Below are 21,454 nucleotides of genomic sequence, written 5' to 3'. Positions count from 1 at the left end.
AGCGACCCCTCAGAGCTTCATCAGGCTGGCGTCGTCGACCGAGGCCGAGTGGCGCGAACGGAACAGCGACACGATGATCGCGAGCCCGACGACGACTTCCGCCGCTGCCACGACCATCGTGAAGAAGGCGATGATCTGGCCGTCCAGATTGCCGTGCATCCGGGAGAAGGCGACGAACGCGAGGTTGCACGCGTTGAGCATCAGCTCGACGCACATGAAGACGACGATCGCATTGCGCCGGATCAGCACTCCGGCCGCACCGATGGTGAACAACAGGGCGGCGAGATAGAGGTAGTTGACCGGATTCATTTGGTGACGCCCTCCTCGCGGTCCTCGCGGTCCCGGCGCTCGTCGCGGCCGAGGCGCTCCGACGAGCGCTGTTCCAGCGCCTTCAGGTCGGCGATGGCCTCACCGGAGACGTCCCGGATCTGGCCTCGGTCCTTCAGCGTCTTGTTGACCGTCAGCTCCGAGGCGGTGCCGTCGGGCAGCAGACCGGCGATGTCCACCGCGTTGTGCCGGGCGTAGACGCCGGGCGCGGGCAGCGGCGGCAGGTGCTTGCTGCGGATGCGCTGCTCGGACATCTCCCGCTGGGTCAGGGCCCTTTCGGTGCGCTCGCGGTGCGTGAGCACCATCGCGCCGACCGAGGCCGTGATCAGCAGGGCGCCGGTGATCTCGAAGGCGAACACGTACTTGGTGAAGATCAGGGCGGCCAGGCCCTCGACGTTGCCTCCGGCGTTGGCGACACCGAGTCCGGTGAAGGTCGTCAGCGACGCGTTGCCGATGCCGGCGATCAGCAGGACACCGAAGCCGAGCCCGCAGGCGGCGGCCCACCAGCGCTGGCCCTTGATCGTCTCCGTGAGGGAGTCGGCGGCGGTGACGCCGACGAGCATGACCACGAAGAGGAACAGCATCATGATCGCGCCGGTGTAGACGACGATCTGCACGATGCCCAGGAAGTACGCCCCGTTGGCCAGGTAGAAGACCGCCAGGATGATCATGGTCCCGGCGAGGCAGAGCGCGCTGTGCACGGCCCGCCTCATCAGGATCGTGCAGAGCGCGCCGATCACGGCGATCGTGCCGAGAATCCAGAACTGGACGGCCTCGCCGGTCGAGGTGAGGGAAGCGGCGAGCGTGTTCATCCGCCGATCACCTTCTTCGAGGCCGGTTCGTCCTCGCCGAAGGTGGAGGCGCTCTCCTGCGGAACCTCGCCCTTGGTGTACGCGACCTGCTTGACCGTGCCGGGAGCGGCCTCGGTCACCAGGCCCCGGTAGTAGTCCTGTTCGTCCGTGCCGGGGAAGATCGAGTGCGGGGACTCGACCATGCCCTCCTGCAGGCCGGCGAGGAGCTGCTCCTTGGTGTAGATGAGGCTCTCGCGCGAACTGTCGGCCAGCTCGAACTCGTTGGTCATCGTGAGCGCCCGCGTGGGGCACGCCTCGATGCACAGTCCGCACAGGATGCAGCGGGCGTAGTTGATCTGGTAGACGCGGCCGTAACGCTCGCCCGGGGAGTAGCGCTCCTCCTCGGTGTTGTCCGCGCCCTCGACATAGATCGCGTCCGCCGGGCAGGCCCAGGCGCACAGCTCGCAGCCGATGCACTTCTCCAGGCCGTCCGGATGACGGTTCAGCTGATGGCGGCCGTGGAAGCGCGGCGCCGTCACCTTCTCCGTCTCCGGATACTGCTCGGTCAGCCGCTTCTTGAACATGGCCTTGAAGGTCACGCCGAAGCCGGCGACCGGATTCAGCCGGCGCGCGCCGGGGTCGTCCCCCTTCGAACCTTTGGAAGCGTTGTCAGGCACCGTCAGCCTCCTTTCCGTCACTCGCGTCACTCTCAGTATTGACTCCGCCACTGACAACCAGTTCGCGCTCACCGCGTGAGCGTCGGCGCGGTACGGGCGGCAGGGTCTGCCCCGGCAGCGGAGGCACCGGGTAGCCACCGGCCATCGGGTCGAACGGCGGCGGTGGTGGTTCGGCCGCGGCCGCGGCCTTGTCCTTCTTGTCGCGGAAGATGTCGGCGACGAAGGAGAGCAGCAGGATCGCGATGACGGCCCCGGCGACGTACAGGACGATGTCCTGGAAGTCGTAGTTCTCGTTCCGCAGGGCGCGCACGGTCGCCACCAGCATCAGCCAGACGACCGAGACCGGGATCAGGACCTTCCAGCCGAGCTTCATCAACTGGTCGTAGCGCACGCGTGGGAGCGTGCCGCGCAGCCAGATGAAGAAGAACAGCAGCAGCTGGACCTTGACGATGAACCAGAGCATCGGCCACCAGCCGTGGTTCGCGCCCTCCCAGAACGTGGAGATGGGCCACGGGGCCCGCCAGCCGCCCAGGAAGAGCGTGGTGGCCACGGCGGAGACGGTCACCATGTTGACGTACTCGGCCAGCATGAACAGCGCGAACTTGATCGACGAGTACTCGGTGTTGAAGCCGCCGACCAGGTCGCCCTCGGACTCGGGCATGTCGAACGGCGCGCGGTTGGTCTCGCCGACCATCGTGACGATGTAGATGATGAAGGAGACCGGCAGCAGGATGATGTACCACCGGTCGGCCTGCGCCTCGACGATCGCCGAGGTCGACATCGACCCGGAGTAGAGGAACACCGAGGCGAAGGCGGCGCCCATGGCGATCTCGTACGAGATCATCTGCGCGCACGAGCGCAGACCGCCGAGCAGCGGGTACGTCGATCCGGACGACCAGCCGGCGAGGACGATGCCGTAGATGCCGACCGAGGCGACCGCGAGGATGTAGAGCATCGCGATCGGCAGGTCGGTCAGCTGCATCGTGGTGCGGTGGCCGAAGATCGAGACCTCGTTGCCGGCCGGGCCGAAGGGGATCACGGCGATCGCCATGAAGGCGGGCACCGCCGCGATGATCGGCGCCAGGATGTAGACGACCTTGTCGGCCCGCTTGACGACGACGTCTTCCTTCAGCATCAGCTTGATGCCGTCGGCGAGCGACTGGAGCATGCCCCAGGGGCCGTGCCGGTTGGGGCCGATGCGCAGCTGCATCCAGGCGACGACCTTGCGCTCCCAGACGATGGCGACCAGCACGGTCACCATCAGGAACGCGAAGCAGAAGACGGCCTTGAAGGCCACCAGCCACCAGGGGTCGGTGCCGAACATCGAGAGGTCCTCGGCGGCGAGGACGCTCTGCGCGGGAGCCGCGCCGAGTCGGTCGAGGGCGGTCATGCGCGCACCTCCGGTGCGTCGGACTCCGGGGCGCCGGCCGGGGCGTGCGCCTCGGCGGGGCCGATCCGGACCAGCGTGCCCGGCCGGGAGCCGGTGTCCGCGAGGACACCGCCGCCGGTCGAGTTCAGCGGCAGCCAGACGACCTTGTCGGGCATCTCGGTGACGCTGAGCGGCAGTTCGACCGTGCCGGCGGGCCCGGTGACGGCCAGGACGTCGCCGTCCTTGACGCCGGTCTCGGCCGCCGTGGTGGCGGAGAGCCGGGCGACGGCCGCGTGGCGGGTGCCCGCCAGGGCCTCGTCGCCGTCCTGGAGCCGGCCCTGGTCGAGCAGCAGCCGGTGACCGGCGAGGACCGCCTCGCCCGCGCCCGGACGGGGCAGCGGACGCGAGGACTCGACGGGCGGTACGGCGCGAGCGCCGTCCCAGTTGCCGAACCGGTCCAGTTCGCGGCGTACGGACTTCAGGTCGGGCAGCGCCAGCGGTACGTCCATGGCGTCGGCGAGCATGTGCAGCACCCGCGCGTCGTCCGTGGCCAGCCTGCGCGTCATCTGCTCGGGCTTGAGCGCCGCGTCGAACATACGGGCCCTGCCCTCCCAGTTGAGGAAGGTGCCGGCCTTCTCGGCGACGGCGGCGACCGGGAAGACGACGTCGGCGTGGTCGGTGACCTCGCTGGGGCGCAGCTCCAGCGAGACCAGGAAGCCGACGGCCGCGAGCGCCTCACGCGCGCGTGCCGGGTCCGGCAGGTCGGCGACCTCGACGCCCGCGACGACCAGCGCGCCGAGTTCGCCGGTCGCGGCGGCCTCGACGATCTCGCCGGTGTCCCGGCCTCGGCGGTGCGGCAGTTCGCGTACGCGCCAGACCTCGGCGGTCTCCTCACGGGCCCGCAGGTCCGTGGCGGGCCGGCCGCCGGGCAGCAGTGTCGCCAGCGCGCCGGCCTCGATCGCGCCGCGCTCGCCGGCCCTGCGCGGGACCCAGACAAGCTTCGCGCCGGTCGCGGTGGCGGCCCTGGCGGCGGCGGTGAGCCCGCCGGGAACGGCGGCGAGCCGTTCGCCGACGACGATCACCGCGCCGCTCTCGCGCAGGGCGTCGGCGGCGCGGGTGCCCGCGCCTTCGAGGCCGGTCCGCGAGGCGAGCGCGTCGAGCCATTCGGTCTCGGTGCCGGGCGCGGCGGGCAGCAGTGTGCCGCCCGCCTTCGTCAGACCGGGGGTGGCGTGCGTGGCGAGGGAGAAGCTGCGCTGGCCGTGCTTGCGGTGGGCCTTGCGCATCCTCAGGAAGACGCCGGGCGCCTCCTCCTCGGACTCGAACCCGACGAGCAGGACGGCTGGAGCCTTCTCCAGCGTCGTGTTGGTGATCCCCTTGCCGTCCAGGTCGAGGCCGTGGCCGGCGACATGGGCGGCGAGGAACTCGGCCTCCTCGGCGCTGTGCACGCGCGCGCGGAAGTCGATGTCGTTGGTGTCGAGCGCGACGCGGGCGAACTTGGCGTACGCGTAGGAGTCCTCGACCGTCAGCCGGCCGCCGGCCAGGACGGCGGCCCGGCCGCGCGCGGCGGCGAGACCGTTCGCGGCGGCCTCAAGCGCCTCCGGCCAGCTCGCCGGTGCCAGCTCGCCGTCCGCGCCCCGTACGAGAGGCGTGGTGAGCCGGTCGGGCCGCTGCGCGTAGCGGAAGCCGAACCGCCCCTTGTCGCAGATCCACTCCTCGTTGACCTCGGGGTCGTCGGCGGCCATGCGCCGCATGACCTTGCCGCGCCGGTGGTCGGTGCGGGTGGCGCAGCCGCCCGAGCAGTGCTCGCACACGCTCGGCGAGGAGACCAGGTCGAACGGGCGGGAGCGGAAGCGGTACGCCGCCGAGGTCAGCGCGCCGACCGGGCAGATCTGGATGGTGTTGCCGGAGAAGTACGACTCGAAGGGGTCGCCCACGCCGATGCCGACCTGCTGGAGCGCGCCGCGCTCCAGGAACTCGATCACCGGGTCGCCCGCGACCTGGTTGGAGAAGCGGGTGCAGCGCGCGCAGAGCACGCACCGCTCGCGGTCGAGCAGCACCTGGGTGGAGATCGGTACGGGCTTCTCGAAGGTCCGCTTCTTGCCCTCGAACCGGGTGTCGGCCTGGCCGGTGCTCATCGCCTGGTTCTGCAGCGGACACTCACCGCCCTTGTCGCAGACCGGGCAGTCCAGCGGGTGGTTGATGAGCAGCAGCTCCATCACACCGCGCTGGGCCTTCTCGGCGACCGGCGAGGTGATCTGCGACTTGACGACCATGCCGTCGGTGCAGGTGATGGTGCAGGAGGCCATCGGCTTGCGCTGGCCCTCGACCTCGACGATGCACTGCCGGCAGGCGCCGGCCGGGTCGAGGAGCGGGTGGTCGCAGAAGCGGGGGATCTCGATGCCGAGGAGTTCGGCCGCGCGGATCACCAAGGTCCCCTTGGGGACCGAGATCTCGATGCCGTCGATCGTCAGCGAGACGAGATCTTCGGGCGGGACCGCCGCCTCGCCGCCGCCGGAGGGGGCAGACGTGGTGACTGTCATGCGTTCACCTCCAGGTGCGTGTGTCGGTCGGCCCACAGGGTGGACTTCGCCGGGTCGAAGGGGCAGCCCTTGCCGGTGATGTGCTGCTCGTACTCCTCGCGGAAGTACTTGAGCGAGGAGAAGATCGGTGCCGCGGCGCCGTCCCCGAGGGCGCAGAACGACTTGCCGTTGATGTTGTCGGCGATGTCGTTGAGCTTGTCGAGGTCCGAGGGGACGCCCTTGCCGGCTTCGATGTCGCGCAGCAACTGGACCAGCCAGTAGGTGCCTTCACGGCAGGGGGTGCACTTGCCGCAGGACTCGTGGGCGTAGAACTCGGTCCAGCGGGTGACGGCGCGCACCACGCAGGTGGTCTCGTCGAAGCACTGGAGCGCCTTGGTGCCGAGCATGGATCCGGCGGCGCCGACGCCCTCGTAGTCGAGGGGCACGTCCAGGTGCTCGTCGGTGAACATCGGGGTGGAGGAGCCGCCCGGCGTCCAGAACTTGAGCCGGTGGCCCTCGCGCATGCCGCCGCCCATGTCGAGCAGTTGGCGCAGGGTGATGCCGAGCGGGGCCTCGTACTGGCCGGGGCTGGTGACGTGCCCGCTGAGCGAGTAGAGCGTGAAGCCCGCGGACTTCTCGCTGCCCATCGACTTGAACCAGTCCTTGCCGCGGTTGAGGATCGCGGGAACCGAGGCGATGGATTCGACGTTGTTCACGACAGTGGGGCACGCGTAGAGACCCGCGACCGCCGGGAACGGCGGGCGGAGACGGGGCTGTCCGCGCCGTCCCTCCAGCGAGTCCAGCAGCGCGGTCTCCTCGCCGCAGATGTACGCGCCGGCCCCCGCGTGCACGGTGATGTCGAGGTCGATCCCGCTGCCGAGGATGTCCTTGCCGAGGTAGCCCGCCTCGTAGGCCTCACGTACGGCCTCGTGCAGCCTGCGCAGTACGGGCACGACCTCGCCGCGCAGATAGATGAAGGCGTGCTGCGAGCGGATCGCGTAGCACGCGATGATCATTCCCTCGATGAGGGAGTGCGGGTTGGCGAAGAGAAGGGGGATGTCCTTGCAGGTGCCGGGCTCCGACTCGTCGGCGTTGACGACGAGATAGTGCGGTTTGCCGTCGCCCTGCGGAATGAACTGCCACTTCATACCGGTGGGGAAGCCCGCGCCGCCCCTGCCGCGCAGACCGGAGTCCTTCACGTACGCGATGAGGTCGTCGGGCGTCATGGCGAGCGCCTTGCGCAGCCCCTCGTACCCCTCGTGACGCTTGTACGTCTCCAGCGTCCACGCGTCGGGCTGGTCCCAGAACGCGGACAGGACCGGAGAGAGAAGCTTCTCCGGGCCGGTGTCGCTCATCTCGGGTGCTGTGGTCATCACTTCCCCTCCTCGGCTACCGGGCCCGTGGGGTTCGCGGGGTCGGACGCCGCGGTCTTCTGCGGCGCGTCGTGCGAGCTCAGGTGCTCGGAACCGGGCTGGGGCGGGGTGTCCCGCGGGGCCGCGTCGCGCGGGCCGGGTGTACGGCCCGGGACGGCCTCGCCCTTGGCGAGCCTGAGGCCGATCAGCGAGGCGGGGCCCGCGCCACCGGTGGCGCCGACGGCGCCGGGGCGCTCGTCGGGGAAGCCCGCGAGGATCCGCGCGGTCTCCTTGTACGTGCACAGGGGCGCGCCGCGGGTCGGGGTGACCTGCTCGCCGGCCATGAGGTCGTCCACGAGCTGCTTCGCCGACTCGACGGTCTGGTTGTCGAAGAACTCCCAGTTGACCATCACCACCGGCGCGAAGTCGCAGGCCGCGTTGCACTCGATGTGCTCCAGCGTGACCTTGCCGTCCTCGGTGGTCTCGTTGTTGCCGACGCCCAGGTGCTGCTTCAGCTCGTCGAAGATGGCGTCGCCGCCCATCACCGCGCACAGCGTGTTGGTGCAGACGCCGACCTGGTAGTCGCCGGACGGCTTGCGCCGGTACATCGAGTAGAAGGTGGAGACCGCGGTCACCTCGGCGGTGGTCAGCCCCAGCATCTCGGCGCAGAACCGGACGCCGGTACGGGTGACGTACCCCTCCTCGGACTGGGTGAGGTGCAGCAGCGGCAGCAGGGCCGAGCGGCTGTCGGGGTAGCGGGCGATCACCTCCTTCGCGTCCGTCTCCAGCCGGGCGCGTACATCGGCCGGGTAGTCGGGGGCGGGGAGTTGGGGCATTCCGAGGCTGACCTCGGAATTCGGTGTGGTGGTCACCGGTCGACGCCTCCCATCACGGGGTCGATGGACGCGACGGCGACGATGACGTCGGCGACCTGGCCGCCCTCACACATGGCCGCCATGGACTGGAGATTGGTGAACGACGGGTCGCGGAAGTGGACCCGGTAGGGGCGCGTGCCCCCGTCGGAGACGACGTGCACGCCGAGTTCGCCCTTGGGCGACTCGACGGCGGCGTACGCCTGGCCGGGCGGGACCCGGAAGCCCTCCGTCACCAGCTTGAAGTGATGGATCAGAGCCTCCATGGACGTGCCCATGATGTTCTTGATGTGGTCGAGCGAGTTGCCGAGTCCGTCCGGGCCGAGCGCGAGCTGCGCGGGCCAGGCGATCTTCTTGTCGCCGACCATGACCGGGCCCGGCTCCAGGCGGTCCAGGCACTGTTCGACGATCCGCAGCGACTGGCGCATCTCTTCCAGCCGGATGAGGAAGCGCCCGTAGGCGTCGCAGGTCTCGGCGGTCGGGATGTCGAAGTCGTACGTCTCGTAACCGCAGTACGGGTCGGTCTTGCGCAGGTCGTGCGGCAGCCCGGCCGAGCGCAGGATCGGTCCGGTGGCGCCGAGCGCCATGCAGCCGGCCAGGTCGAGATAGCCGACGTCCTGCATACGGGCCTTGAAGATCGGGTTGCCGGTGGCGAGCGCGTCGTACTCCGGCAGGTTCTTGCGCAGGGTCTTCAGCAGTTCGCGCAGATGGTCGACGGCGCCCGGGGGAAGGTCCTGGGCGAGGCCGCCGGGCCGGATGAACGCGTGGTTCATCCGCAGGCCGGTGATCAACTCGTAGGCGTCGAGAATCAGTTCACGATCGCGGAATCCGTAGATCATGATCGTGGTCGCGCCCAGCTCCATACCGCCGGTGGCGATACAGACGAGGTGCGACGAGAGCCGGTTCAGCTCCATCAGCAGGACGCGGATGATGTTCGCCCGGTCCGGGATGTCGTCCTCGATGCCCAGCAGCGTCTCCACGGCCCGGCAGTACGCCGTCTCGTTGAAGAACGACGTCAGGTAGTCCATGCGCGTGACGAAGGTGGTGCCCTGCGTCCAGTTGCGGAATTCGAGGTTCTTCTCGATACCGGTGTGCAGATAGCCGATGCCGCAGCGGGCCTCGGTGACGGTCTCGCCCTCGATCTCCAGGATCAGCCGGAGCACACCGTGCGTCGACGGGTGCTGGGGACCCATGTTGACGATGATGCGCTCGTCGTCCGACTTGGCCGCGGTCTCGACGACCTCGTCCCAGTCACCACCGGTGACGGTGTAGACGGTGCCCTCGGTGGTGGCACGGGGAGTGGCGTGTGGGGTGGTCATGAGTACGACCTCCGCTGGTCCGGAGACGGGATCTGGGCGCCCTTGTACTCGACGGCGATGCCGCCGAGGGGGTAGTCCTTGCGCTGCGGGAAGCCCTGCCAGTCGTCCGGCATCATGATCCGGGTGAGGGCGGGGTGGCCGTCGAAGATCAGGCCGAAGAAGTCGTACGTCTCGCGCTCGTGCCAGTCGTTGGTCGGATAGACCTCGACCAGGGACGGCACGTGCGGGTCGGCGTCCGGTGCGGACACTTCGAGGCGGATCAGCCGGCCGTGCGTCAGTGAGCGCAGGTGGTAGACGGCGTGCAGCTCGCGGCCCTTGTCGCCCAGGAAGTGGACGCCGGACACACCCGTACACAGCTCGAAGCGGAGCGCCGGGTCGTCGCGCAGGGTCCGGGCGACCTGGACCAGGTGCTCGCGTGCGATGTGGAAGGTGAGTTCACCGCGGTCGACGACCGTCTTCTCGATGGCGTTGGACGGGAGCAGTCCCTGCTCCTCCAGCGCGCCTTCGAGTTCGTCGGCGATCTCGTCGAAGACACCGTCGCGGCCGCCGTACGGGCGGCTCGCGGCGCCCGGCAGGCTCACGGTCCTGACGAGGCCGCCGTAGCCGCTGGTGTCACCGCCGCCGGTGTCGGTGCCGAACATGCCCTTGCGTACGCCGATGACCTCGGCGGCCCGGTCACGCGCGGACGGCACACTGCTGCCGGCCTCGTCGCCCGGCCGGGCGTCGGTCGGCTCGTTGTCCGGGGAACTTCCGGATCGCTGCTCGTCGCTCACCGCAGCAGCCCCTTCATCTCGATCGTCGGGAGCGCCTTGAGCGCCGCCTCCTCCGCCTCGCGGGCGGCCTCCTCCGCGTTGACCCCGAGCTTTCCGCCCTGGATCTTCTGGTGGAGTTTGAGGATGGCGTCCATCAGCATTTCCGGACGCGGCGGGCAGCCCGGCAGGTAGATGTCGACAGGGACGACGTGGTCGACGCCCTGGACAATCGCGTAGTTGTTGAACATCCCGCCGGACGACGCGCAAACCCCCATGGAGATGACCCACTTGGGATTCGGCATCTGGTCGTAGACCTGCCTCAGGACGGGCGCCATCTTCTGGCTCACCCGTCCTGCCACGATCATCAGGTCGGCCTGGCGCGGCGAGCCGCGGAAGACCTCCATGCCGAACCGGGCCAGGTCGTACCGGCCGGCGCCCGTCGTCATCATCTCGATGGCACAGCAGGCGAGGCCGAAGGTCGCCGGAAAGACGGACGACTTCCGCACCCAGCCCGCGGCCTGCTCGACGGTGGTCAGCAGAAATCCGCTCGGCAGCTTCTCTTCGAGTCCCATTGGTTGCCCCTCCGCGCCTTTAGTCCCATTCCAGACCGCCGCGCCGCCACACATACGCGTAGGCGACGAAGACGGTGAGCACGAAGAGCAACATCTCCACGAGCCCGAAAAGCCCGAGCGCGTCGAAGGTGACGGCCCAGGGGTAAAGGAAGACGACCTCGATGTCGAAAATGATGAAGAGCATCGCCGTCAGGTAGTACTTGATGGGAAAGCGGCCACCTCCGGCCGGCGTGGGAGTGGGCTCGATGCCGCACTCGTACGCTTCGAGTTTTGCCCGGTTGTACCTTTTCGGGCCGATAAGCGTGGCCGATACCACGGAGAAGATCGCAAACGCGGCACCGAGAGCGCCGAGCACGAGGATTGGCGCGTAGGCATTCACGCTCCTCGCTCCTTCCAGTCGTCCCTGACCGTTGGTCCTCAACCGAGCTTCTGTCTCGCCACCCCCGCGAAGATCACGCGTATGTGAGGCAGTTCACAAGCCGGACTGCCCCGCATCCTATGCCTCCCACTCTGTGACGTGCGACACGGGGTGCAACAACGAGTTTGTGATCTCCACCACCTGACGATCGATCATGTGTCGGAGGGCCGTTGGATCTTCGAACGGGCAGCGGTCGGTCGATCACCTGAGGTAACAATGCGGAGAGTTACCGCTGGTCGGAGGCGTGCGGCCCTATCAAGACAATGCGGAGAGCAGCAAATTGGAGATGGACGCGCACGGGTGATAGAGGTGCGCGCCACCCACGCGGGGGAGGTCACGGGACAGAGGTGGACGGGGGCGGGCGGAGGCGGACGAACGCGGATCACGTGCACGCGTTCACGAGCGCCCGGGAGCACCGGCGTTCACCATTCTGTGACCTGCGCCACTCCGCTCAACCGTCCTAAAAGTGGGGCTTGGCCATCAGAGCGAACGGATGGTAGGTGGCGGGCAATCCGGGCGATTCACCGAAACCCTCTGATCACAGCCATGATCACGAGTGTCCGTTATGCCCGTTACGGCGTCAATAAAGGTCTCCAGTAAGCGGATTGACCCATTCCGAACGTAACTGTGGCGCAACACACTTTGCTTGAAGGGAACCCGAAAGCCCTGATAGCGATTGTCCTCATGTCCCACACCGCTCACATACCCAGCCACCGGAAGCCCCGCCGAAACGCGTCGAAAACCGCGATCCGGTCCGGAGTTGCCGGTGGCGTCCTCAGCACCATCGCGCTGGCTGGTGCCGCCGCTCCGGCCAACGCCGAGCCGGTGACCGAGACCATCGAGATGCCCACGCTCACCTCCGGCCTCGCCGGCAGCGTCGCGCAGTCCGCCGCCGCCACCCAGCAGGTCGCGGTCGACCTCGAACTGAGGGCCCAGCAGGACGCCGCGGCGACCCACGCCGCGAAGGTCGCCAAGAAGGCCAAGGCCGAGGCCGACCGCAAGGCCGAGGCGAAGGAGAAGGCCGCGGCCGCCGCCCGCGCCAAGGCCGCCGAGGAGCGCGCCTCACGCTCCGAGGAGCGGACGACGCTCGCCGCTTCCTCCGCCGGCTCCTCCACCCCGGCCTCGTACGGCACCACGCAGGCGTCCGGTTCCGCCGCCGCCGTCCTGGCCTTCGCGCGCGCCCAGGTCGGCGACGCGTACGTCCTCGGCTCCACCGGCCCGAACTCGTGGGACTGCTCCAGCCTCGTCCAGGCCGCGTACCGCCAGGCCGGTGTCGACCTGCCGCGCACCTCGCAGCCGCAGTCGACGGCCGGCACCCAGGTCTCCCTGGACAACCTCCAGCCCGGCGACATCCTCTACTGGGGCGGCGCGGGCAGCGCGTACCACGTGGGGATCTACTCCGGCGGCGGCAAGTTCATCGGCGCGCAGAACTCCGGTACGGGTGTCGTCGAGAAGACGCTGGACTGGGACCCGCCGAGCGGCGCGGTCCGTCTCCTCTGACGCACCGTCCCCTCCGACCCACCGGCACCTCCGCACGAAGCGCGCCCCGCCACGAAGCGCGCCTCCGCACCACCCTCATGACCAAAGGGCCGCCACTCCCCCGCCCCGGGGAGCGGCGGCCCTTCGCCGTGCCGCGTGCCCCGGCGTACCCCTCGACGGGCCTCGCGGACGCGCCTGTTCGAGAGTGGCCCGACGCCATCGGGGGCATCGGACTGGCAGGGAACCTCTCCCCCCACACCACGCACAGCGCAGGAGGCACCACCGATGACCGTCAACGGCGTCGACGTTTCGTCCTACCAGAGCTCGTCGTTCTCCACGCAGGGCCTGCACTTCGCCATCGTCAAAGCCACCGAGGGCACCTCGTACCTCAACCCCCGTATGAAGGCCCAGGCTTCACACGCGCGGGAGGCCGGACTCGTCGTCGGCTTCTACCACTTCCTGCGGCCCGGCAGCATGAAGGCGCAGGCGGAGTACTTCGTCGGCAAGGCCGCCGAACGCGCGGGCGACCCGCTGTTCGCCGACTGGGAGGACGCGGACGTCAGTTGCGCGTCCAAGGACGCCTTCCTGGCGGAGGTCCGGCGGCTGCGGGGCGCGGACCACCGCGTCGGGCTCTACTGCAACCGGGACTTCTGGCTCAACCGCGACACCACGAGCGAGGCGGGCGACGCCCTGTGGATCGCGGACTATGTGACGGCGGGCAAGCCCCGGATCAAGGCGGCGTGGAAGTTCCACCAGTACACGGACACGCCGCTCGACACGAACGTCGGCAGGTTCGCGGACGCCGCCGCCCTGCGGAAGTGGGCCGAGGGGTAACCCGGCCCACCGCCCCGCCCCGCGCCGCCCCGTACCGTCCTACGACTTCGGCGCGACCTTGCTGAGACCGTTGATGATGCGGTCCATCGCGTCGCCGCCCGACGGGTCGGTCAGATTCGCCAGCATCTTCAGCGTGAACTTCATCAGCAGCGGGTGCGTGAGCCCCCTCTGCGTCGCGATCTTCATGACCTTCGGGTTGCCGATCAGCTTCACGAAGGCGCGGCCCAGCGTGTAGTAGCCGCCGTAGGTCTCCTTGAGCACCCGCGGATAGCGCTGGAGGGCCATCTCGCGCTGTCCGGGCGTCTGCCGGGACTGTGCCTGCACGATGACGTCCGCCGCGATCTGGCCGGACTCCATGGCGTACGCGATGCCCTCGCCGTTGAACGGGTTGACCAGACCGCCCGCGTCACCGACCAGCAGCAGGCCCTTGGTGTAGTGCGGCTGCCGGTTGAAGGCCATCGGCAGCGCGGCGCCGCGGATCGGCATCGTCATGTTGTCGGGCGTGTAACCCCAGTCCTCCGGCATCGACGCGCACCACGCCTTCAGCACCTCGCGCCAGTCCAGTTCCTTGAAGGCGGACGACGAATTGAGGATGCCCAGGCCGACGTTGGAGGTGCCGTCGCCCATGCCGAAGATCCAGCCGTAGCCGGGCAGCAGCCGGTCCTGCGGACCGCGCCGGTCCCACAGCTCCAGCCACGACTCCAGGTAGTCGTCGTCGTGCCGGGGCGAGGTGAAGTACGTACGGACGGCGACGCCCATCGGCCGGTCCTCGCGGCGGTGCAGCCCCATCGCGAGCGACAGCCGCGTGGAGTTGCCGTCGGCGGCGACGACGAGCGGGGCGTGGAAGGTGACGGGCGTCTTCTCCTCGCCCATCTTGGCGTTGACGCCGGTGATCCGGCCGGTGCGCGGGTCGATGATCGGCGCGCCGACGTTGCAGCGCTCGTGCAGCCGCGCCCCGGCCTTCTGCGCCTGCCGGGCCAGTTGCTCGTCGAAGTCGTCGCGCTTGCGGACGAGTCCGTAGTCCGGGTAGCTGGCGAGATCCGGCCAGTCGAGCTGGAGCCGTACACCGCCGCCGATGATCCGCAGGCCCTTGTTACGGAGCCAGCCGGCCTCCTCGGAGATGTCGATGCCCATGCCCACCAGCTGCTTGGTGGCGCGCGGGGTGAGACCGTCGCCGCACACCTTCTCGCGCGGGAACGCGGTCTTCTCCAGCAGCAGGACGTCCAGGCCCGACTTGGCGAGGTGGTACGCCGTGGTGGAGCCGGCCGGGCCCGCACCGACGACGATCACATCTGCGGTGTGTTCGGAGAGGGGCTCGGTCACAGCGGGATCTCCCGAAGACTCGTGGGACTCGGCTGGCGGGTCCCATCATGGCGTACCGACGGCTGTGGACATGTTCGGCACTGGACAGGTGCAGTCTATGGGTGCCTATTGATCCACAAGTTGAAGGGCTGCCCTCGTGAACGACATCACCCGACCGGTCCCCGTCGTGCGGCTGCGCGTTCCCACCGAGGAGGACTCGCGGGAGTGGCACCGGCTCTTCGACGATCCGGACGTCATGGAGTTCCACGGCGGCCCGGCGCCGCTCTCGGAGTACGAGGAGCTCACCGCCCGCCAGCGCGGGCACGCCGCCGAACACGGCTTCTGCCTCTGGACGATGCTCGACTCCGAGGACCGGGTGATCGGCTTCACCGGCGCGCAGCCGTGGCCGCACACGTCGTTCGGCCCAGTCGGCGAGATCGAGATCGGCTGGCGCCTCGGCCGTGCGTACTGGGGCAAGGGGTACGTGGCAGCCGCCGCGCACGCGACGCTGGAGCGGGTACGGGCGGCGGGCGTCCCCACCGTCGTGGCGATGGTCGACGCCCGCAACGACCGCTCGGTCGCGGTGGCGCGGCGCCTGGGCATGGAGCTGGAGGAGACGTTCGTGACGCCGGTGGGGCAGCGGAAGGCGTACCGCTTCCGGCTCAGGCTCGACCGGCGGCCCTGACCCCGCTCGGGCTTCGGCCGTGCTCGGGCTTCGGCCGTGCTCAGGCCTGGACCGTGCTCAGGCTTCGGACGGCTTGATGCCGCGGTGCAGTGCCACGACCCCGCCGGTCAGATTCCGCCACGCGACCTTCGACCAGCCGGCCTTCTGGAGCAGACCGGCGAGGCCCGGCTGGTCGGGCCAGGCGCGGATGGACTCGGCGAGGTACACGTACGCGTCCGGGTTCGAGGACACGGCGCGCGCCGTCGGCGGCAGCGCGCGCATCAGGTACTCCGTGTAGACGGTCCGGAAGGGCTCCCAGGTCGGCTGGGAGAACTCACAGATCACGACCTGCCCGCCGGGCTTGGTCACCCGGTACAGCTCACGCAGCGCGCCGTCCGTGTCCTGGACGTTGCGCAGGCCGAAGGAGATCGTGACGGTGTCGAAGACGTCGTCGCGGAAAGGCAGTTTGGTCGCGTCGCCGGCCGTCAGCGGCAGCCAGGGGTGGCGCTTCTTGCCCTCGCGGAGCATGCCGAGCGAGAAGTCGCACGGCACGACGTAGGCGCCGGTGGCGGCGAAGGGCATGGAGGAGGTGGCGGTGCCCGCGGCGAGGTCGAGGACCTTCTGCGCGGGGCGGGCGTTCACCGCCTTCGCGACCTCCTTGCGCCAGAGCCGCGCCTGGCCGAGGGAGAGCACGTCGTTGGTGAGGTCGTACTTCGCCGCCACGTCGTCGAACATCGAGGCGACTTCGTGCGGCTGCTTGTCCAGGGAGGCCCGGGTCACTGGCGTTCCGCCTGACTTGTCTCGGTTGTCTCTGCGCGATCCACCGCGGTACACCGCGGTACGGCGCCATTCTCGCAGGCGGGCCACGGCGCCGCGCGCCTGCCTCGCACGCGTCGGTCCACCCGCTCGCCCGCCTCCGGCGTCGGCTCGGGGACCGTCCGGCGATCGACACGAACCGGCCGCAGCCTCAGGCGCGTCGGTGGACCAGGCGGCCGTCGAGGACCGTCGCCACGCAGCTCGTCGCGCCCGCGCGCGTCAGCGCGGTGTACGGGTCGTCGGTGGGCGGGACGGCGAACACCGCGAAGTCGGCCTGGCGGCCTTCGAAGCCCAGCGGTGGCAGTACGAACGCCTCCTCGGCCGGGCGGCCGGCGAGGGGGTCCAGGTCGGGTGGGCCCGGTGGTTCGGTGAGGCGCCGCTCGACGGCCAGGCCCGAGCGCGTGACCGCGTCCGCCACCGTGGCCCGCCGCAGGGGCCCGGCGATCGCGACCGTGCCGTGCGCCAGCATCCGGCGGACACCGCGCCGCGCGCTCGCGCCCCAGCGGGTGTCGGTCATCTCCAGCGCGGCGAGCGCGGCGCCGGTCAGCGGTTCCGTCCCCAGCTCGTCGGCCTCGCGCGGGTCGGGGTGGTAGGTCCGCTCCAGCAGTTCGGGACCGTACGAATTGCACAGCCCCGGTGTGAGGACGCCCGGCCACCGTCTGACCCGGGCGGCGGGATGCGCGGCCGCCAGCTCCTCGTACGGGCCGACGGCCTCGATCGCGTCCCCCGCGACCAGGACCGCGCCGCCCGGTACGGGCGCGCGTCCGGCACCGGGCAGCAGCAGGTCCGCCCGGTGAATCGTCAGTGCCACCCGGTCAGTTGGCGTCGAGCAGCTTGAGTTCCGGGTGCGCCGTGCCGCCCGCGATCGCCGTGGACGAGATGTGCGAGACGACGCGCTCGTCGACCGGGTCGTCTCCCGGGTCGTCGTGCACGACGATGTGCTCGTACGTCGTGGTGCGCTGCGCCGGCACCCGGCCCGACTTGCGGATCAGGTCGATGATCTCCAGCCGGTTCGAGCGGTGCTTGGCGCCCGCCGACGAGACGACGTTCTCCTCCAGCATGATCGAGCCGAGGTCGTCCGCGCCGTAGTGCAGGGACAGTTGGCCGACCTCCTTGCCCGTGGTCAGCCAGGAGCCCTGGATGTGCGCGACGTTGTCGAGGAAGAGGCGGGCGATGGCGATCAGCCGCAGGTACTCGAAGAGCGTGGCCTGCGTCTGTCCCTTCAGCTTGTTGTTCTCCGGCTGGTAGGTGTACGGGATGAACGCCCGGAAGCCGCCCGTCCGGTCCTGTACGTCGCGGATCATCCGCAGGTGCTCGATCCGCTCGGCGTTCGTCTCGCCGGTGCCCATGAGCATCGTGGACGTCGACTCGACACCGAGACCGTGCGCGGTCTCCATGATCTCCAGCCACCGCTCGCCGGACTCCTTGAGCGGCGCGATCGCCGTACGCGGCCGGGCCGGCAGCAGTTCGGCGCCGGCGCCCGCGAACGAGTCGAGGCCCGCCGCGTGGATCCGGCGGATCGCCTCCTCCACGGAGACGTCCGAGAGCCGGGCCATGTGCTCGACCTCGGACGCGCCGAGGGAGTGGATGACCAGTTGCGGGAACGCGGCCTTGATGGCGCCGAAGTGCTTCTCGTAGTACTCCACGCCGTAGTCGGGGTGGTGGCCGCCCTGGAACATGATCTGGGTGCCGCCGAGTTCGACGGTCTCCGCGCAGCGGCGCAGGATGTCGTCGAGGTCGCGGGTCCAGCCCTTGTCGGTGTCCTTGGGCGCCGCGTAGAAGGCGCAGAACTTGCACGCCGTCACGCAGACGTTCGTGTAGTTGATGTTCCGCTCGATGATGTACGTCGCGATGTGCTCCGTGCCGGCGTACCGGCGGCGGCGCGCGCGGTCGGCGGCGGAGCCGAGCGCGTGGAGAGGGGCCGAGCGGTAGAGGTCGAGCGCCTCTTCGGGGGTGATCCGGCCACCCTCGGCAGCGCGGTCGAGGACAGACTGCTGGTCGGCCTTCTCGGTCACCGGGGCGTCACCTTTCGGCGGTGTATCAGTGGATCTACGGACCGATCCAGCGTACGCCAGGGGTACGGGCCGACCGGCTGCCGGGCTCGCGGGGTCCCCGCCGGGCCTCGCGGGGTCCCCGCGGTCGCTACTGCTTCTTCAGCGTCCCCGTCGGGTTGCCCGCCGCCTCCTCCTTCGAGACGAAGCTCAGATCACCGCTGTCGGTGAGCGTGAACGTCAGCGCGGCGGCCGCCGTGGTCGTGCACAGCCCCGCCCTGCCGGGCCGCTCGGGATCGGTCGACTCCTCGATCCGGATCTCCTTGGCGGTGGCGGACACGAGCGTGCCCACGCCGTGGCACTCGACCTCCACGCCGAGCAGCGAGAGAAGGCTGGTCGAGCGGAACACCTTCTCGCCCTTACCGCCCTCGGTGATCTCGACGGTGTAGTCGCCGTGCGGCGCGCCGGAGTCCTCGGTCGTCGGCCCCTTCCAGGTACCGACGAACTGCTCGGGCACGGCCCGGACCGCGCCGGTGGGGCCGTCGGTGGGGCCCTCGGTGGGAGTGCCCGTGGGACTGTCCGTGGGACTGTCCGTGGCGGCATCGGGCGGCGTGGCCGACTGCTTGGGGCTCGCGCCCGCCGAACCGTGGTCGGCCGAGTCCGACGACTTGTTGTCCGAGAACTGGTCCAGGAGCAGCGTCCCGCCCAGCGTGACCGCCGCCAGCGCTCCCGCCACGGCGAGGGCGACGGTGCAGCTCACCCTGCGGCGGCGCGGCCCGGCCCGGCCTGCGGTGACCGAGAGGGACATCCGGGGGTCGTCGGTGTCCTGGCCGCCATGGGGCGGGCCCGTCGGGTGCGCCTTCACGTCCGGCTCCGTCGGCGGCCCGAACTCGCCGAGCGGGGGCGCCGACAGGGACGGGTGTCCGGTCGGCTCCGGAGGCGTGGGCCAGTGCACCGGCTGCCCGGGGGCGCTCCGTACGGGCTGCGCCGTCTCCAGGTCCAGGAGGTGTACGGCGGCCCGGCTGACCTCCCGTACCAGGGGGTCCGGCAGCCAGCCCGCGTCGACCAGCGCGACCGCCCCGCCCGATCCGGGCGCGAGCCGCGCGGCTATCTCCGCCGGCGCGGGGCGCGCGGCCGGGTCCTTGGCGAGGCAGTGGGCGACCAGGTCCTTCAAGTCGCCTTCCAGCGGGCCCAGTTCGGGCTCCTCGTGGACGACCTTGTAGAGGAGCGCGGCGGACGAGTCGCCGGGGAACGGGCTGACCCCGGCCGTGGCGTACGCGAGCACCGCGCCCAGCGAGAAGACGTCGGCCGCGCCGGTGACGCCCTTGCCGAGTATCTGCTCGGGCGACATGTAGCCGGGTGAGCCGACGGAGACGCCGGTGGAGGTGAGCGAGGCGGTGCCGTCGGTGGCGCGGGCTATCCCGAAGTCGATGAGCCGGGGGCCGTCGAGGGCGAGCAGGACGTTCGACGGTTTGACGTCGCGGTGGACCAGGCCCAGTTGATGGACCGCGCCCAGCGCCTCGGCGAGTCCGGCTCCCAGCGCCCGTACCGTCCGCTCGGGCAACGGGCCGTACGTCGCGACGGCCTGGGTCAGCGAGGGGCCGACCACATAGCCGGTGGCGACCCAGGGTGTGGCCGCCTCCGGGTCGGCGTCGAGCACCGGCGCCGTCCAGGCGCCGCCGACCCGGCGGGCCGCGGCCACCTCGCGGCGGAAGCGGGCCCGGAACTCCTCGTCCAGCGCGAAGTGCGGATGGATGACCTTGACGGCGACCGTCCGGCCGCCCTCCGACCTGGCCAGATAGACCCGGCCCATGCCGCCGGCGCCGAGTCGGCCCAGCAGCCGGTACGCGCCGATGGTGCGAGGCCCGTCCGCGTCGAGCGGCTGCATACCCGTCCCCTCCCCGTTCCCCGTCCCGCGTGTGTCGCTCCTACCTTCTCAGGACGGGAGCAACTCGACGCCGGGGTCGGCGGGATAGCCGGTCGTGGGTCCGGTGAGCCGGGCGAACTCCCGTACGCCCGCGAGCTGCTCGGGCCCGAAGCGGAAGTCGAGCGTCGTGAAGTAGCGCTCCAGCAGCTCCGCGTCGAAGCTCTCCCAGCGCGCGGCCTGCTCGGCGACCTTGGTGACCTCCTCCAGCGACACGTCGCGGGAGGCGAGGAACGCCTGGTGCACCAGGCGTACGGTCTCGGGCTCGCGGGCCAGGTAGTCCTTGCGCGCCGCCCACACCGCGAAGACGAACGGGAGCCCCGTCCAGTCCTTCCACATCTGTCCGAGGTCGTGGACCTGGAGGCCGAGGCGCGGCGCGTCGTGCAGCGAGGCGCGCAGGGCGGCGTCGCCGATCAGTACGGCCGCGTCCGCCTCCTGCATCATCAGGCCGAGGTCGGGCGGGCACGTGTAGTAGTCGGGCGTGACCTCGTACTTCTCGGCGAGGAGGAGCTGCGCGAGCCGTACGGCGGTCCGCGAGGTCGAGCCGAGGGCCACCCGCGCCCCGTCGAGCTCGTCGAGCGGCACCTGCGAAATGATCAGGCAGGACATGACGGGGCCGTCGCAGCCGACGGCCAGATCGGGGAATGCGACGAGGTTCTCGGCATTACGGAGGAATTCGACCACGGTGACGGGGCCGATATCGAGATCTCCGCGCACGAGGCTCTCGCTGAGCTTCTCCGGGGTGTCCTTCGTCAGCTCAAGATCGAAGAGGGCTCCTGTTCTGCCGAGGCCCCAGTAAAGGGGGAGGCAGTTCAGGAACTGGATGTGACCGACGCGCGGCCGGACGTGGGGGTGATCGCTTCCGCCCGCGTCGGGGCCTGCTGTGTTTTCAGAGGAGCTGTCCACACCGCGAGGCTAGACCTGTGAGACGGGTGGGGCGGGCAGGGGGTGCCGGGCGGGCGCCTCGGGCGGGTCTCCCTCGCACGTCAGGACCCTCGCCGCGGCACCCCGCCGGAGCCCTCTTCAAACGTCCGGGTGAGCCGATCTTTGGGTGATCTTTCCCCCTACCGCTGCCCGTGAGACGCGTGCTAGGCTCGCCGCAAGTTGCAGTTTGGTTTCCCTTGCAGTACAGAGCCTGCGGAGCATGTGACCCGCAGGCTTTTGTAGTTTTCAGACTTGTTTGCAGGTTCTGGAGCAGGGCAACCCTTTGGCCCAAGGAGGGCTTATGGCTACCGGAACCGTCAAGTGGTTCAACGCTGAAAAGGGCTTCGGCTTCATCGCCCAGGACGGCGGCGGCCCGGATGTCTTCGTCCATTACTCCGCGATCAACGCGTCCGGGTTCCGCTCCCTCGAGGAGAACCAGGTCGTGAACTTCGACGTCACCCAGGGCCCGAAGGGCCCGCAGGCGGAGAACGTAACCCCGGCCTAGGACCTGGCTGTCGAATAACGCCGTCCGCCCGGAGGGCGGGGCGCGCG

General features: G+C 70.0%; 21 protein-coding genes. 4 read left to right on the top strand and 17 right to left on the bottom strand.

Annotation, left to right across the window (positions count from 1 at the left end; translation table 11 throughout):
• Positions 1–9: 9 nt before the first annotated feature.
• From nuoK to ACFUN8_RS10835, 11 genes are read right to left on the bottom strand one after another with little or no spacing between them, the layout of a single operon-like run.
• A complete protein-coding gene (gene nuoK / locus ACFUN8_RS10885) occupies positions 10–309 on the bottom strand; it encodes an NADH-quinone oxidoreductase subunit NuoK (RefSeq protein ID WP_069927518.1) in 300 nt (99 codons plus the stop codon).
• Complete coding sequence (locus ACFUN8_RS10880; protein ID WP_383634408.1) at positions 306–1,139, bottom strand: NADH-quinone oxidoreductase subunit J; 834 nt, start codon at positions 1,137–1,139, stop codon at positions 306–308. The genes nuoK and ACFUN8_RS10880 overlap by 4 nt, the downstream gene beginning before the upstream one ends.
• Positions 1,136–1,795 (bottom strand): NADH-quinone oxidoreductase subunit NuoI, encoded by a 660-nt coding sequence (gene nuoI, locus ACFUN8_RS10875; RefSeq protein WP_383634406.1) that lies wholly within the window; start codon positions 1,793–1,795, stop codon positions 1,136–1,138. Before nuoI ends, ACFUN8_RS10880 begins: the two co-directional genes overlap by 4 nt.
• On the bottom strand, positions 1,788–3,185 hold the full coding sequence (gene nuoH / locus ACFUN8_RS10870; protein WP_383634404.1) for an NADH-quinone oxidoreductase subunit NuoH: 1,398 nt from the start codon (positions 3,183–3,185) through the stop codon (positions 1,788–1,790). The genes nuoI and nuoH overlap by 8 nt, the downstream gene beginning before the upstream one ends.
• Positions 3,182–5,704: an NADH-quinone oxidoreductase subunit G gene (locus ACFUN8_RS10865; protein WP_383634402.1), complete on the bottom strand. Its 2,523-nt coding sequence runs from the start codon at positions 5,702–5,704 to the stop codon at positions 3,182–3,184. The genes nuoH and ACFUN8_RS10865 overlap by 4 nt, the downstream gene beginning before the upstream one ends.
• Positions 5,701–7,056, bottom strand: coding sequence for an NADH-quinone oxidoreductase subunit NuoF (gene nuoF / locus ACFUN8_RS10860; RefSeq protein ID WP_383634400.1), 1,356 nt, complete (start codon positions 7,054–7,056; stop codon positions 5,701–5,703). Before nuoF ends, ACFUN8_RS10865 begins: the two co-directional genes overlap by 4 nt.
• The gene (gene nuoE / locus ACFUN8_RS10855) at positions 7,056–7,871 is read right to left on the bottom strand and encodes an NADH-quinone oxidoreductase subunit NuoE (RefSeq protein ID WP_383634486.1); all 816 of its coding nucleotides are present in this window, start codon (positions 7,869–7,871) and stop codon (positions 7,056–7,058) included. Before nuoE ends, nuoF begins: the two co-directional genes overlap by 1 nt.
• Positions 7,872–7,903: 32 nt before the next feature.
• Complete coding sequence (locus tag ACFUN8_RS10850) at positions 7,904–9,226, bottom strand: NADH-quinone oxidoreductase subunit D (RefSeq protein WP_382561900.1); 1,323 nt, start codon at positions 9,224–9,226, stop codon at positions 7,904–7,906.
• A complete protein-coding gene (locus ACFUN8_RS10845; RefSeq protein ID WP_383634398.1) occupies positions 9,223–9,999 on the bottom strand; it encodes an NADH-quinone oxidoreductase subunit C in 777 nt (258 codons plus the stop codon). The genes ACFUN8_RS10850 and ACFUN8_RS10845 overlap by 4 nt, the downstream gene beginning before the upstream one ends.
• Complete coding sequence (locus ACFUN8_RS10840) at positions 9,996–10,550, bottom strand: NADH-quinone oxidoreductase subunit B family protein (RefSeq protein WP_127911059.1); 555 nt, start codon at positions 10,548–10,550, stop codon at positions 9,996–9,998. The genes ACFUN8_RS10845 and ACFUN8_RS10840 overlap by 4 nt, the downstream gene beginning before the upstream one ends.
• A gap of 19 nt (positions 10,551–10,569) precedes the next feature.
• Entirely contained in the window at positions 10,570–10,929 is a 360-nt protein-coding gene (locus ACFUN8_RS10835; protein ID WP_354607312.1) for an NADH-quinone oxidoreductase subunit A, read from the bottom strand.
• A gap of 723 nt (positions 10,930–11,652) precedes the next feature.
• Between ACFUN8_RS10835 and ACFUN8_RS10830 the strand changes: the two genes are divergently transcribed.
• Together ACFUN8_RS10830 and ACFUN8_RS10825 are read left to right on the top strand one after the other, a co-directional pair.
• Positions 11,653–12,468, top strand: a complete 816-nt coding sequence (locus ACFUN8_RS10830) for a C40 family peptidase (protein WP_383634396.1) — start codon at positions 11,653–11,655, stop codon at positions 12,466–12,468.
• Between the two features lie 264 nt (positions 12,469–12,732).
• The gene (locus ACFUN8_RS10825) at positions 12,733–13,281 is read left to right on the top strand and encodes a glycoside hydrolase family 25 protein (protein ID WP_383634394.1); all 549 of its coding nucleotides are present in this window, start codon (positions 12,733–12,735) and stop codon (positions 13,279–13,281) included.
• Between the two features lie 39 nt (positions 13,282–13,320).
• Here the strand turns inward: ACFUN8_RS10825 and ACFUN8_RS10820 are convergent, their stop codons facing one another.
• Positions 13,321–14,604 carry a geranylgeranyl reductase family protein gene (locus ACFUN8_RS10820; protein ID WP_382561907.1) on the bottom strand — a complete coding sequence of 428 codons (1,284 nt, stop codon included), beginning with the start codon at positions 14,602–14,604 and terminating at the stop codon, positions 13,321–13,323.
• A gap of 145 nt (positions 14,605–14,749) precedes the next feature.
• Between ACFUN8_RS10820 and ACFUN8_RS10815 the strand changes: the two genes are divergently transcribed.
• The gene (locus ACFUN8_RS10815; protein ID WP_383634484.1) at positions 14,750–15,268 is read left to right on the top strand and encodes a GNAT family N-acetyltransferase; all 519 of its coding nucleotides are present in this window, start codon (positions 14,750–14,752) and stop codon (positions 15,266–15,268) included.
• A 57-nt stretch (positions 15,269–15,325) separates the two neighbouring features.
• Here the strand turns inward: ACFUN8_RS10815 and ACFUN8_RS10810 are convergent, their stop codons facing one another.
• From ACFUN8_RS10810 to ACFUN8_RS10790, 5 genes are all read right to left on the bottom strand, one after another.
• Entirely contained in the window at positions 15,326–16,027 is a 702-nt protein-coding gene (locus tag ACFUN8_RS10810) for a demethylmenaquinone methyltransferase (protein ID WP_382561909.1), read from the bottom strand.
• 187 nt (positions 16,028–16,214) lie between these two features.
• Positions 16,215–16,868: a hypothetical protein gene (locus ACFUN8_RS10805; RefSeq protein ID WP_383634482.1), complete on the bottom strand. Its 654-nt coding sequence runs from the start codon at positions 16,866–16,868 to the stop codon at positions 16,215–16,217.
• Positions 16,869–16,878: 10 nt separating this feature from the next.
• On the bottom strand, positions 16,879–18,078 hold the full coding sequence (mqnC, locus tag ACFUN8_RS10800) for a cyclic dehypoxanthinyl futalosine synthase (RefSeq protein WP_383634391.1): 1,200 nt from the start codon (positions 18,076–18,078) through the stop codon (positions 16,879–16,881).
• 127 nt (positions 18,079–18,205) lie between these two features.
• Positions 18,206–19,942, bottom strand: coding sequence for a serine/threonine-protein kinase (locus tag ACFUN8_RS10795; RefSeq protein ID WP_383634389.1), 1,737 nt, complete (start codon positions 19,940–19,942; stop codon positions 18,206–18,208).
• A gap of 48 nt (positions 19,943–19,990) precedes the next feature.
• Positions 19,991–20,884 carry a menaquinone biosynthetic enzyme MqnA/MqnD family protein gene (locus ACFUN8_RS10790; protein ID WP_383634387.1) on the bottom strand — a complete coding sequence of 298 codons (894 nt, stop codon included), beginning with the start codon at positions 20,882–20,884 and terminating at the stop codon, positions 19,991–19,993.
• Positions 20,885–21,203: 319 nt separating this feature from the next.
• Between ACFUN8_RS10790 and ACFUN8_RS10785 the strand changes: the two genes are divergently transcribed.
• Positions 21,204–21,407, top strand: coding sequence for a cold-shock protein (locus ACFUN8_RS10785; RefSeq protein WP_003967102.1), 204 nt, complete (start codon positions 21,204–21,206; stop codon positions 21,405–21,407).
• The last annotated feature ends 47 nt before the right edge of the window (positions 21,408–21,454 follow it).

Origin of the sequence: Streptomyces sp. NPDC057307, from assembly GCF_042667665.1 — a bacterium.
Classification (GTDB): domain Bacteria; phylum Actinomycetota; class Actinomycetes; order Streptomycetales; family Streptomycetaceae; genus Streptomyces.
The sequence above is the reverse complement of the archived record's forward strand: the minus strand, read 5'-3'. Positions and strand labels throughout refer to the sequence as shown.

Coding starts and splice junctions, on each gene's coding strand:
- ACFUN8_RS10825 (WP_383634394.1), top strand. CDS start 12,733: ATGACCGTCAACGGCGTCGACGTTTCGTCCTACCAGAGCTCGTCGTTC.
- ACFUN8_RS10785 (WP_003967102.1), top strand. CDS start 21,204: ATGGCTACCGGAACCGTCAAGTGGTTCAACGCTGAAAAGGGCTTCGGC.
- nuoF (WP_383634400.1), bottom strand. CDS start 7,056: ATGACCACAGCACCCGAGATGAGCGACACCGGCCCGGAGAAGCTTCTC.
- ACFUN8_RS10795 (WP_383634389.1), bottom strand. CDS start 19,942: ATGCAGCCGCTCGACGCGGACGGGCCTCGCACCATCGGCGCGTACCGG.
- ACFUN8_RS10840 (WP_127911059.1), bottom strand. CDS start 10,550: ATGGGACTCGAAGAGAAGCTGCCGAGCGGATTTCTGCTGACCACCGTC.
- ACFUN8_RS10850 (WP_382561900.1), bottom strand. CDS start 9,226: ATGACCACCCCACACGCCACTCCCCGTGCCACCACCGAGGGCACCGTC.
- nuoE (WP_383634486.1), bottom strand. CDS start 7,871: ATGCCCCAACTCCCCGCCCCCGACTACCCGGCCGATGTACGCGCCCGG.
- ACFUN8_RS10880 (WP_383634408.1), bottom strand. CDS start 1,139: ATGAACACGCTCGCCGCTTCCCTCACCTCGACCGGCGAGGCCGTCCAG.
- ACFUN8_RS10865 (WP_383634402.1), bottom strand. CDS start 5,704: ATGACAGTCACCACGTCTGCCCCCTCCGGCGGCGGCGAGGCGGCGGTC.
- nuoH (WP_383634404.1), bottom strand. CDS start 3,185: ATGACCGCCCTCGACCGACTCGGCGCGGCTCCCGCGCAGAGCGTCCTC.
- nuoK (WP_069927518.1), bottom strand. CDS start 309: ATGAATCCGGTCAACTACCTCTATCTCGCCGCCCTGTTGTTCACCATC.
- ACFUN8_RS10830 (WP_383634396.1), top strand. CDS start 11,653: ATGTCCCACACCGCTCACATACCCAGCCACCGGAAGCCCCGCCGAAAC.